At 69.3% G+C, this 11,685-nt stretch carries 9 protein-coding genes; 1 reads left to right on the top strand and 8 read right to left on the bottom strand.

What is annotated here, in order from left to right:
* Positions 1-50 precede the first annotated feature (50 nt).
* On the top strand, positions 51-1,808 hold the full coding sequence (locus tag ACWDUM_RS14565; protein WP_450134508.1) for a proline--tRNA ligase: 1,758 nt from the start codon (positions 51-53) through the stop codon (positions 1,806-1,808).
* 78 nt (positions 1,809-1,886) lie between these two features.
* On the opposite strand, the gene ACWDUM_RS14570 is transcribed toward ACWDUM_RS14565, so the two are convergent.
* From ACWDUM_RS14570 to ACWDUM_RS14605, 8 genes are all read right to left on the bottom strand, one after another.
* A complete protein-coding gene (locus ACWDUM_RS14570) occupies positions 1,887-2,636 on the bottom strand; it encodes a dioxygenase family protein (RefSeq protein ID WP_450134509.1) in 750 nt (249 codons plus the stop codon).
* Positions 2,637-2,780: 144 nt separating this feature from the next.
* Positions 2,781-3,647 (bottom strand): SDR family oxidoreductase, encoded by an 867-nt coding sequence (locus ACWDUM_RS14575; RefSeq protein ID WP_450116459.1) that lies wholly within the window; start codon positions 3,645-3,647, stop codon positions 2,781-2,783.
* The gene (locus tag ACWDUM_RS14580) at positions 3,644-5,314 is read right to left on the bottom strand and encodes an AMP-binding protein (RefSeq protein ID WP_450134510.1); all 1,671 of its coding nucleotides are present in this window, start codon (positions 5,312-5,314) and stop codon (positions 3,644-3,646) included. Before ACWDUM_RS14580 ends, ACWDUM_RS14575 begins: the two co-directional genes overlap by 4 nt.
* A complete protein-coding gene (locus tag ACWDUM_RS14585; RefSeq protein ID WP_450134511.1) occupies positions 5,311-6,930 on the bottom strand; it encodes a succinic semialdehyde dehydrogenase in 1,620 nt (539 codons plus the stop codon). The genes ACWDUM_RS14580 and ACWDUM_RS14585 overlap by 4 nt, the downstream gene beginning before the upstream one ends.
* A gap of 158 nt (positions 6,931-7,088) precedes the next feature.
* Positions 7,089-7,688: a TetR family transcriptional regulator gene (locus ACWDUM_RS14590; protein WP_450134512.1), complete on the bottom strand. Its 600-nt coding sequence runs from the start codon at positions 7,686-7,688 to the stop codon at positions 7,089-7,091.
* Between the two features lie 61 nt (positions 7,689-7,749).
* A complete protein-coding gene (locus ACWDUM_RS14595) occupies positions 7,750-9,093 on the bottom strand; it encodes a cytochrome P450 (RefSeq protein WP_450134513.1) in 1,344 nt (447 codons plus the stop codon).
* Between the two features lie 29 nt (positions 9,094-9,122).
* Entirely contained in the window at positions 9,123-9,998 is an 876-nt protein-coding gene (locus ACWDUM_RS14600) for an oxygenase MpaB family protein (RefSeq protein ID WP_450134742.1), read from the bottom strand.
* A gap of 268 nt (positions 9,999-10,266) precedes the next feature.
* Entirely contained in the window at positions 10,267-11,526 is a 1,260-nt protein-coding gene (locus ACWDUM_RS14605) for an amidohydrolase (protein ID WP_450134514.1), read from the bottom strand.
* Positions 11,527-11,685: the final 159 nt, after the last annotated feature.

The following is an 11,685-nucleotide window of genomic DNA, read 5'->3' on the forward strand; positions in this document are numbered from 1 at the left end:
GGAGGCCCGACTGTCCTGGTACGCCGGTGTGCCGACTATCCTGGTATCCCGTGATCACCCGCCTGTCTCAGCTGTTCCTGCGCACGCTTCGCGACGACCCGGCCGACGCCGAGGTCCCGAGCCACAAGCTGCTCGTCCGTGCCGGCTACGTCCGCCGCATCGCGCCGGGCGTCTACTCGTGGCTGCCGCTGGGCCTGCGGGTGCTGCGCGAGGTCGAGCGCGTTGTCCGTGAGGAGATGGACGCCATTGGCGCCCAGGAGATCTCGCTGCCGGCGCTGCTGCCGCGCGACCCCTACGAGACGTCGAACCGGTGGACCGAGTACGGCCAGGGTCTGTTCCGGTTGCAGGACCGCAAGGGCAACGACTACCTCCTCGGTCCCACCCACGAGGAGATGTTCGCGCTCACCGTCAAGGGCGAATACAACTCCTACAAGGACTTCCCGGTCACGCTCTACCAGGTGCAGACCAAGTACCGCGACGAGGAGCGGCCGCGGGCCGGCATCCTGCGCGGCCGCGAGTTCATCATGAAGGACTCGTACTCCTTCGACCTGACCGACGAGGGCCTGGCCACCTCCTACCGCGCGCACCGCGACGCGTACGAGCGCATCCTGCAGCGGCTGGCGGTCAAGTACGTCATCGTCTCCGCGACGTCCGGCGCCATGGGTGGCAGCGCGTCCGAGGAGTTCCTGGCCGAGTCCGAGGTCGGCGAGGACACGTTTGTCCGCTGCCTCGAGTCCGGATACGCCGCGAACGTCGAGGCCGTGACCACCCCCGCACCCGCACCGATCCCGTTCGACGGGCTGCCGGCCGCGGTCGTCCACGACACCCCCGACGCCCCGACCATCGCCACGCTCGTGCACTGGGCGAACTCGGCCGGCGTCACGGTCGGTGAGGGTCGTCCGGCGACCGCCGCCGACACCCTCAAGAACATCGTCGTCAAGACGCGCCGCCCGGGCGGGGAGTGGGAACTGCTCGGCATCGGCCTCCCGGGTGACCGCGAGGTGGACGACAAGCGGCTCGAGGCATCCCTCGAGCCTGCCGAGGTCGAGCTCCTCACGGAGGCCGACTTCGCCGCGAACCCGTTCCTCGTGAAGGGTTACATCGGTCCGAAGGCGCTGCTGGACAACGGTGTTCGCTACCTCGTCGACCCGCGCGTCGCCGACGGCACGTCCTGGATCACCGGGGCCGACGAGCAGGGCAAGCACGTCGTCGGACTGGTCGCCGGCCGCGATTTCACCCCTGACGGCACCATCGAGGCCGCCGAGGTCCGCGACGGCGACCCGTCCCCGGACGGCGCGGGCAAGCTGGTCTCCGCCCGCGGCATCGAGGTCGGGCACGTCTTCCAGCTCGGCCGCAAGTACACCGACGCGTTCGAGGTGAACGTCCTCGGCGAGAACGGCAAGCCCGTTCGCCCGACGATGGGCTCGTACGGCATCGGCGTCTCCCGCCTCGTCGCCGTGATCGCCGAGCAGCAGCACGACGACAAGGGCCTGCGGTGGCCCGCCGAGGTGTCCCCGGCGAACGTGCACCTGGTGATCGCCAACAAGGACGACGCCGCCCGCGAGGGCGCCGAGGCGCTCGCCGCGCAGCTCGACAAGGCCGGCCTGTCGGTGATCCTCGACGACCGCAAGGCCTCGCCCGGCGTGAAGTTCAAGGACTCGGAGCTGCTCGGCGTCCCGCTGATCGTGGTCGTCGGCCGCGGCTACGCCGACGGCAACGTCGAACTGCGGGACCGCTTCACCGGCGAGGCACGGGAGGTGCCCGCCGACACCGCGCTCGACGAGGTCCTGGCCATCGTCCGCGGTTAGTAGCACCCGAGCAGGGACCGGGGCCCCGACGCGCAGGCGTCGGGGCCCCGTCCTCGTTTCGGGGGAGTGCGATCGGCGTCAGACGCCGATCCGCCAGCTCGCGGTGAAGCCGCTCGCCAGATCTCCCATCACGGTGGCGAGGTTGTCGGCGACGCCGTCGCCCTCCTTCGCGAAGACCTGGTCGGTCGCATTGGTGGTCGGGTTGGTGCCCGGGTATCCGGCGCTGTGGTTGACCAGTCCGTTGGTGGTCTCGTCGAAGGCGGCCTGGGTGGTCTTCTTCACGGTGTTGCCGTCCTTGTGCACCTTGAAGTGGATGTGCGTGGTGCGGCCCGAGTACCAGCCCGGGTACACGGTGTCGAAGGTGACCGCGCCCTGCGCGTCGGTGATCTGGAAGCCGCGCAGATAGGTGGTGCCGGTGCCGTTGTATCCGCCTGGCTGACCGGCGTATTCGGAGTAGTGGCCGGACGGATCGCAGTGCCAGATCTCGACCGTGTACCCCTCGAGAGGTGAGCACTCGGTGGACGCGTCGGTGACGATCACGGTCATCGCCAGTGGCACGGCCGCCGGGTACAGGCCCTCGGTGATGTCGCGCCGGTAGTACTTCTCGTCGGCCATCATGCCCACCTTGTCCGGGTAGGGGCCCGCGGTCGTGTCGTCGGCCGCGCCGCACCCGGAGCCGTCGTCCGGGGTGGTCGTGGTGGTGTCGTCCGACCCGGAGGTGAGGTCGGACGAGCCGGACCCGAACAGGTCCAGCAGATTGCTGCTCGCGGCGGTGGTGCCGGCGACGGCGAGAAACTTGAGCGCGGAACGGCGATCGAGTGGGGACACGAACTCTCCTGACGGCGGGACCGGTCGTGTGGACCGGCGCGGGCGGACCGGTGGCCGCCCGTGGGCGACATCTCCGGCGAATCGCCACGGACGCTAGCCGCCGGCGATCCGGTCCCGTCGGGGATTCTCCATGGGAGTTTGCTGTCAGTTCGGATCTGTGTTCTCGCTGGTCAACGCCTGTGAATCGGCTGCGAGTGGAGCGATTCGGCGCTCGTACGAGGCCCGGTCGGACGTCACGTCGAGGAACACCCGGTCGAGCCCGAACCCGCGGCGCAGCACGCGGGCGGCGGGCCGGGGGAACAGTTGCCACAGCGCGCTTCCGGTCGACAGCCGGCCCGGGACGACCGCGTGCCTACTGCCGCGCCGCAACACCCGGACGACGGTCGCGGCGACCTGTTCGGGCGGGATCGGGCGGGTCAGCGGGCCCGGTGTGGTGCCGGCGATCAGTTCGGTGTTCGTGAACGAGGGCAGCACGGTCGAGACCCGCACCCCGCGGCCTGCGAGTTCGGCGTCGAGCGCCTCGCCGAATCCGACCACCGCGAACTTCGTGCCGGTGTAGACGGCCATCCCGGGCGCGGGCATGCGGCCGGCGATGGACGCCACGTTCACGATCCGGCCACCGCCGCGGGTGACCATGCGGCGGGCGGCGGCGCGGGCGCCGTTGATCACGCCGAGGACGTTGATGTCGATCGCGCGGCGGATCAGCGCGTCGTCCTGGTCGAGCACCGGACCGATCGGCATGATGCCGGCGTTGTTCACCCACACGGTGATCGGTCCGAGAGCCGACTCCACCTCGTCGGCGAACGCAGCGACGGAGCCGGGATCGGTGACGTCCAGCCGGTATCCGTGCACCCCGAGTTCCGCGCAGGTCTCCTCCAGTCGCGCCCTGTCGACATCGCCGACGGCCACCTTCGCCCCCGCGTCGCGCAGCGCGATCGCGATGGTCCGTCCGATGCCGCGGGCACCGCCCGTGACGACCGCCACCCGGCCGGTCGGATCGATTCCCCTCATGCGCGCTGCTCCTTCAGGTCGGTCCTCGCATCGGTGTCGGTACTGGCGTCGAGATCGTCGAGGGTGCGGCGCAGCACCTTTCCCGACGATCCCCGGGACAGGGTGTCGACGAAAAGGACGTCTCGCGGCATCCGTGACCGCGGCAGATGCGCGGTCACGTGGGCCCGCACGGCCTCCTCGTCGAGGTCACCGGTTTCGGGCCGCGTCGCGGCGCGCACGACGTAGGCGCGCAGGCGTTGCCCGAACTCCACGTCGTCGACCGGCGTGACGGCGGCGTCGTCGATGCCCGGGTGCGTGAGCAGGACGAGCTCGACCTCCTCCGGATAGACGTTCTCGCCGCCCGACACGATCATCGAGTCGGAGCGACCGGACACATGCAACCGTCCGAGCGGATCGAGGTGACCGCGGTCGCCGGTGTCGAGGAAACCGTAGGTGTCGCTGCGGCTGGTGCCGTCGGTGTACGCCTCGATCTGGGCAGGTGTGCGCACCAGGATGCGGCCCTCGGTGCCTGCGGTTTCGGACCTGCCGCGGGCGTCGACGATGCGCACCACCGTGCCCAGCGTCGGCCGACCCGCGCAGTTCGGGGCGTCTGCGAGATCCTGCGGCGTAGCGATGCTGATGTAGGCGGCCTCCGTCGACCCGTAGAGGTTGTGCAGCACCGGCCCGAACACCTCGGTCGCCTGGGTGACCAGGGCGCCCTCCAGCCGCGCGCCGCCACTGGCAACGATGCGCAGGCTCGACAGGTCCGCGGCCCGGACCTGCTCGCCGAGGTCGAGTACCCGCCGGATCATCGTCGGCACCGCGATGAAGGCGGCGCACCGCTGCCGTGTGAGGTCGGCCAGTGCCCGAGACGCATCGAAGCGGCGGTGCAGGATCAGTGTCGACCCGAGCATCAGGGTGAGGACCGCGACAAGCAGCCCCCAGCCGTGGAACACGGGCGCGGACAACAGCACTCGCTCGCCTCCGCGCAGCGGTATCCGTTCGAGCAGGCCTGCGGTGAGCATCAGGGTGCGCGGTTCGGCGCGGGGTGCGCCCTTCGGCGTTCCACTGGAACCGCTGGTGAGGATCACCAGCGATGCCGCGTGCTTCGGGCGCGGCGGCGGTGTCGCGGACTGCGGTTCGAGCAGGAGGGACAGTGCGTCCGGGGGGATCTCGCCGTCGTACCAGGCACACCACCGGTGGCCGTCGAAATCGGCAACGGCCCCGGCGAACTCCTGGTCGTAGACGATCGCGTCGAGACGCTCCCGGGCGGCGACCACCGCCACCTGCGCGGGCCCGAAGTCGGCGCCGAGCAGAACCACCCGGGCGCCCGCCGCGGCCGCCGCGCACAGCGTCACCAGCGCATCCGCGTGGTTGCGGCACAGGATCCCGATGCTCGGCTGGGTGTCGCCCACCGGCAGTGTGGCGCGCAGCGCGTTGGCGAGCCGATGGGTGCGGGAGGCGAACTCGTCGAACGTCAGGGCACCGCGGTCGTCGACGATCGCGACCGCGCCGCGGTGCACCGCCGCGCAGTAGGCGGGGAGCCCGCCGAACGGGCCGAGGTGGGCCACGGCCCTGACGCCGGCGGCCAGCGCGCGCGGCCTGCCGGACACCATGCCGGCCCGCCACAGGATTCGGGCGGCGACGGCTTCGTTGCGGACTCGGGTTCGCAGGGCATGAGCGTTCATCGTCGTCCTCGGAATCGTTGCGGAAAGCCGTCTTTCACGGGCAGGGCCAGTTTCACGCGGCTGGTCGAGTTCATGACGCGGAGCAGTCCGGCGCGCAGCCGGTCGGGGTAGGCGGTGGGGACGCGTTGGGTGGTGACGGTCTGCGGTTCGGTGTAGCGGACGATGCCCTCACGGCCGTGCCTGCGCCCGACACCACTGGTCCGCATGCCGCCCATCGGCGCATCGAGCGTGGCGATCGCGGAAAGGTAACCGTCGTTGACGTTGACCGCTCCCGCGACGATCCGCGCAGCGAGTTCGCGGCCCCGCCGCACGTCCTTCGTCCACACACTCGCGCTCAACCCGTACTCGCCCTCGTTGGCGAGCCGGACCGCCTCCTCCTCCGACGTGACGCGGTACACCGACACCACGGGGCCGAAGGTCTCCTCGGCGTACACGCTCATGTCGGCGGTGACGTCGGTCAGCACCGTCGGGTCGTGGAACAGTGGCCCAAGGTCCGGGCGGGGGCACCCGCCGGTCTGCACTGTCGCGCCCTTGGCGACGGCGTCCTCGACGTGCGCGGCGGTGGCCGCGAGCTGACGCCCGGACGTCAGCGATCCCATGTCGACGGCATACGTGTAGCCGGATCCGAGCCGAAGCCTGCGGGTGCGGTCGACGAGGGCGTCCACGAACTGCCCGTAGACCCGCTCGTGGACGTAGATCCGTTCGATGCCGATGCACATCTGGCCCGCGTTGGAGAAGCATGCCTGGACCGCGCCGGTCGCCGCGGCGCCGATGTCGGCGTCGGCGCACACGATCATCGGGTTCTTCCCCCCGAGTTCGAGCGACGCCCCGATCAGCCGGTCGGCGCACTGCCGCGCGATGGCGCGCCCGGTCGCGGTGGACCCGGTGAAGCACAGGTGGTCGACGGCGCCGATCAGCGCGGAACCGATCTCGGCTCCCGGTCCCGCGACCACCTGCCAGACCCGTGGCGGCAGACCGGATTCGACCGCGAGCTTGCGTGCAAGCAGCAGTGTCCACGGGGCCTGGGAATCGGCCTTGCTCAGCACGGCGTTTCCGGCGACGAGCGCCGGGATCACGTCGCCGACGGCGAGGAAGAGCGGATAGTTCCACGGCGCGATCACCCCGACCAGGCCCTTGGGCCGGAACCCGACCCGGGCGGCCACGACCCCGGGAACGGCGGTGCTCGCCCGCCTGCCCCGCAGGTGCTGGGCACCGGTGCGGCCGTAGTACGTGGCCACCGAGATCACGCCCTGCACCTCGACCGCGGCGTGCACCCGCGCCTTGCCCGTCTCCCACTGCATCAGGTCGCAGAGCAGGTCGTGGTGGTCGATCAGGGCCCGCGCGAAACGGCGGACGACTCGCTCGCGGTCCCGGATCGGGGTGTCCGCCCACCCGGCCTGGGCTTCGCGCGCGGACCGTGCCGCGTCGGCCACCGCGGCCGGATCGGCCTGGGGCACACCGGGCAGCGGTTCGCCGGTGAACGGGGCGTTCGCCCGGCGCAGTGGACCGGTGTGGGGGAGTTGGGCGCGCAGCGTGCGGATCAGGGCCGGATCGACCGCGCGGGGATGATCGGCGGCGGGTGGGTCACCGATGTCGGGTGAGCTGACGGATGTCACGTGTTGTTGTCTCCTCGCTCGGAGGGGTGGGGTGACGGCGCGGCCGCCGAGGGGTGGGGTGACGGCTCGGCCGCCGAGGGGACGGGCTGCGTAACGGTGTGGGGCGACCGGGGTGCCGGTGTGCCCGTGTGGTCAGCGGTGACGGCGTCGGGCGCCGGTCACCACACCAGACGGACCAGGTACCGCTCGGCGTACTGCCGAACTGCCGCCTGATCCGAGATGTCCAGCTGGCCTTGAGGATTCAGCATCAGGGACACCGCGATCCGGACGAGGATCTCGGAGACCGCGGTCAGATCCTCGTCCGACATCGTCACCCCGCTGCGGCGGAGGGTGACGGCGACCTGCGCGGCGGCCTGGGTGATCGGCGCGCCATCGGTTCGGTTGGTCAGTCCGAGGATCAGTTCCGGTTCGCTCTCGAGTATCCGCGCGACCAGCGGCATCTCCTGGGCGAGCCGGACACCACGGGTGAAGCACTCCACGACGGCGCTGCGCGGGTCGCGGTTCGCCGCCACCCGGTCCAGTTCCGCGAAGAACGCCGCAGTGTCGTGGAGAACGAGTGTCTCGACCAGTGCGTCCTTGTTCGGGAACCGGCGATAGAGGGTGCTGCGGGAGATGCCGGCCCGGCGGGCGATGTCGTCCATGTTGGTGCGCCGGATCCCGTACCGCTCGAACTCGTCCCGCGCGGCGTCGAGCATCGCCATCTCCGGCGACGCGGACCGCGCGGTGGGTTCGACTGGTGTGGGCATCGGGGTGAGCATATCGGTCGCCGCCTTCCGGCACGGTAGGCGATCCTGGTGCGCCTCGCACGTCGGTACCCGCCTACAGTGCGCGAAGGCGCACCGGCAGGCGGTCCTTCGGTACCGGCAGGGTGGAGTTGTCGAGTTCCCAGCGATAGTCCTCCGGTACCGACCACTCGTACCTGAGCAGCATGTTGTGCATGATCGTCTTGATCTCCATCTGAGCGAAGTACAGGCCGATGCATTTGTGCACTCCGCCGCCGAAGGGCATCCAGGCGTAGCGGTGAACCTTGTCCTCGGCGCGTTCCTTGGTGAACCGGTCCGGGTCGAAACGCTCAGGATCGCGCCACAGCGCGGGATTGTGGTGGTTGACCATGCCGATCGCGGAGACGTAGGTGCCCTCCGGGATGTGGTGCCCGCAGATTTCGGTGTCCTTGATCGCCCGCCGGGGCAGGCCGGGGACCGGGGAGTTCAGCCGCAACGACTCCTTCATGATCCGGTCGAGGACGGTGAACTCGTCGAGGGTGTCGTAGGAGATCTCGCGAGGCAGGTTCCGTGACTGCGCGCGGGCCTTCTCCTGCCACTCCGGGTGTCTGGCCATGTAGTACGCCATCGTGGTCAGGGTGATGGTGGACGTGTCGTGTGCGGCCATCAGCACGAAGATCATGTGGTTGACCACGTCCTCGTCGGTGAAGGTGTGGCCCTCCTCGTCCTGGGCGTGACACAGCACGGAGAACAGGTCGGGGGTCTGCGTTGCGCGTTTGGCGGGCAGGTGCTCGTAGAAGAAGTCCTCGAGCACCCTGCGACCGGCCAGGCCCCGCGCCCAGCGTGTGCCGGGAATGTTCTTGCGGATGATCGACAGGCCGGCACCGACGCAGTCGACGAACGCCTTGTTGATCCGGTCGGCTTCGGTGCGCGGCAGGTCGAGTCCGAGGAAGATCTCCAGGGCCAGGTCCAGTGTGATCTGCTTGAACTCGTCGAGGAGTCTCACGTCGTCACCGAGTCGGAGGTGCGCGACCCGGTCCGCGAGCATCGGCTGCATGTCCTGCAGGTAGCCCTTGAGGTGGGTGTTGCTGAAGGCCTGCTGCATGATTCGCCGGTGGTGACGGTGCTCCTCGAAGTCCATCAGCATGATGCCGCGGCGGAAGAAGGGGCCGATCAGGAATCCCCACGCCGGTTCGTTCGCGAAGGCCTTTTCACGGTTCATCGCGACGGCCTCGCTGCCGTCGGCGTCGAGTGGGATCACGAACTTGAGGCCGAACGAGTTGATGTACGTGATGTCGCCGTACGCGGCGCGACGCCTGGCGACCATGGTGATCGGATCCCGGAAGAACCGGAGGACCTCGATCACGCCCGGATCGCCTGTTCCGTGAATCGGTTTGAGGCCACTGCCCGCCGGAACGGTGGCCAACTGCTTGCGACGCATGGGAACTCCTGAAGGTCGTTCGAAGATGGTCAGGCCGCGGTGTTGTGCAGGCGCCGAGGATCGACGCCGACGCGCCGCCAGGCGTCGCGGGCCCACGGCAGGTACAGCGCCCCTACGGGGAGCCGGTTGAACACCGGGTTCAGTGCCCGCATGACGCGCGCGAACCGTTGAAAGCGCTTCTCCTTCTTGTCGTCCCATTCGAGGCGGCAGACCTCGCGCATCTGTGGGGGCACGGTGCCGACGACGACGGTCCGGGTGAAGGCGTTCAGCGGTGCGGACAGCACCTTCCAGATCGGAGCGGGGATCTGCCGGGGGCCGGGGATGCCCTTCCGGATGTACCCGGTCGCGTAGACGATCGTCTTGGTCGGCACGAACCGGTCCAGCATTCCGTCCCAGTACTCGACGAACTCGGAATAGGTCTGCGGCTGGCCGCGGTCACTGACCCCGTACAGCCGGTACCAGGCCTTGCTCTCCTCGAAGATCTGTTCCTTCTCGGCCTCGGACAGGCGACGAATGAACGTGTCTGTGATGTAGAGAACCTGATCGACGAATGTCGCGTGTGCCCAGTAGAACAACTCGGGGTTCAGCGCGTGGTAGCGCGATCCGTCGGCGATGGTGCCCTTGATGGGCTTGTGGAAGTCGCGGACCGTCCGGCCCCACGCGTGCGGGTCCGCGCTGTAGACGGTCTTCATGATCGGTGGTGCGCTGCGCTTCGCCCGGCCGATCGTGTCGGCGAAGATCACCGAGTGGTCCTCGACGGCCTTGCCGAGCTGTTCGATGCAGTTCTCGGTGCCCGCGAGCCGCTGGAACCCGAGCAGGCCGCGCACGTCGCCGTAGAACTTCCACACCAGCGAGTCCGGACCGAGTGGCACCACCAGGTCGGCGGTGTCGTCGTCGACCGGCATCGGCAGTGCCTCGCGGATGCCCTCGTCGAATCCGGGCCGTACCGGCTCGCCGGTCGCGGTGTCGCCGACGGACTCGTGGGTTGACGTCATGCGAACTCCTGTCGCCGGGGACATCGAAGGATCGGGAAATGGAAGGAGCGAGACGTTGGAACAAATCTGTGTCTGTGTGTCACACGGTAGCAACGTGGCCCCGCTCACACAAGGGGTTCGGGCATGCAAGTCCGGCCCGACCGGTCACTGCTCGGTCGGGCCGGACGGTTCGTGCAGGTTAGGGCGTGGCCTGGTCGCTCGGCGGCAACCATGTACGGGCGGCGGTCACCAACGCGGTCACGCCGATCGGCAGAGTCGGCTCGACGACCGGGGCGTAGTGAGGGGAGTGGTTGGACGGCACGGTGAGCAGCGCGGGGTCCGTCATGTCTCCCGTGGTGAACAGGGACGGATCCGCCCCGCCGAGCAGCCAGTAGGACAGCGGCGCCCCGGAACTGGTCGCGAAGATGCCGACGTCCTCGCTGCCTGCTCCCGCGCCCGGATCGAGAATGTTGTCCCGGCCGAGCCATGTGGCGAACGCGTCGAGGCTCTTCTTCAATGCCTCCGGGGTGTTCGTGACGACCGGAAACCGTTCGATTTCCGTTATCGTCGGCTCCTCCGGTGCTCCGGCGGTCTCCGCTTCACCGCGAACGATGCGCTCGACACTGTCGAGGATGCGGCGTCGCACGGTGGTGTCGTAGCTGCGAATGTTCAACTGGATCTCGGCGTGACCGGGAATCACGTTGGCGGCGTCACCTGCGTGGATCGACCCGACGGTGAGCACGGCCGTCGCGGTGCTCGGGACCTCGCGGGAAATGATGGTCTGCAGGCGCAATACCGTTGCCGACGCCAGCACGATGGGATCGACCGAGGCCTCCGGCATCGACCCGTGTGCGCCCTTGCCGACGAGCCGCACGCGCAGTGAATCCGACCCCGCGTAGGACGCGCCCGGATGCCCGGCGATCTTCCCTGCGGGCAGGGGTGCCACGTGCTGGCCGAGCACGACGTCGGGCTTGGGGAACCTGTCGAACAATCCGTCGTCGACCATCGCCTGCGCACCCGCCCCCAGCTCTTCGGCCGGCTGGAACACGAGCAGCAGTGTGCCGTTCCAGCGGGACCGGTCGGCGGCGAGGATCTGCGCCGCGCCGAGCAGGCAGGTGGTGTGCAGGTCGTGGCCGCACGCATGGGCGACCGGGACCGTGCCGCCGTGCTCGTCGGTGACCGTCATGGTGCTGGCGTAGTCGAGTCCGGTGTCCTCCCGGATGGGCAGCGCATCCATGTCCGCCCGCAGCAGCGCGGTCGGGCCCGCGCCGTTCTTCAGGACGCCGACCACCCCGGTCTTCCCGATTCCGGTCGTGACCTCGAATCCCGCTGCCGTCAGTCGCTCGGCGACGAGGGCGGCGGTGCGGTGTTCCTGGAATCCGAGTTCGGGATGTCGGTGCAGGTCCTTGTACAGGTCGGCGAGCGCCGGATCGATCACGATGTCGCTGGGTGCTGTCATGGTTTTCCCTTCGACGAAGGTCATCTGCTGGGCAGGTGACCCGATTTCGGGTTTCCATGTGCTTTGTGTCCGCCGCTCCGAACGGCGCGCACGTGGGTGCCATTCTTTCATTTCTCATCCGAACGGGCGCGTTGAGCCAACTGGTGCGCGAGGCGCACC

The sequence above is a fragment of the Rhodococcus sp. NPDC003322 genome (assembly GCF_053589555.1).

What these genes read in the sequence shown, in the direction of transcription:
- ACWDUM_RS14590 (WP_450134512.1), bottom strand. Translation starts at nt 7,688, where the DNA reads ATGCTCACCCCGATGCCCACACCAGTCGAACCCACCGCGCGGTCCGCG.
- ACWDUM_RS14580 (WP_450134510.1), bottom strand. Translation starts at nt 5,314, where the DNA reads ATGAACGCTCATGCCCTGCGAACCCGAGTCCGCAACGAAGCCGTCGCC.
- ACWDUM_RS14575 (WP_450116459.1), bottom strand. Translation starts at nt 3,647, where the DNA reads ATGAGGGGAATCGATCCGACCGGCCGGGTGGCGGTCGTCACGGGCGGT.
- ACWDUM_RS14595 (WP_450134513.1), bottom strand. Translation starts at nt 9,093, where the DNA reads ATGCGTCGCAAGCAGTTGGCCACCGTTCCGGCGGGCAGTGGCCTCAAA.
- ACWDUM_RS14605 (WP_450134514.1), bottom strand. Translation starts at nt 11,526, where the DNA reads ATGACAGCACCCAGCGACATCGTGATCGATCCGGCGCTCGCCGACCTG.
- ACWDUM_RS14600 (WP_450134742.1), bottom strand. Translation starts at nt 9,998, where the DNA reads ATGCCGGTCGACGACGACACCGCCGACCTGGTGGTGCCACTCGGTCCG.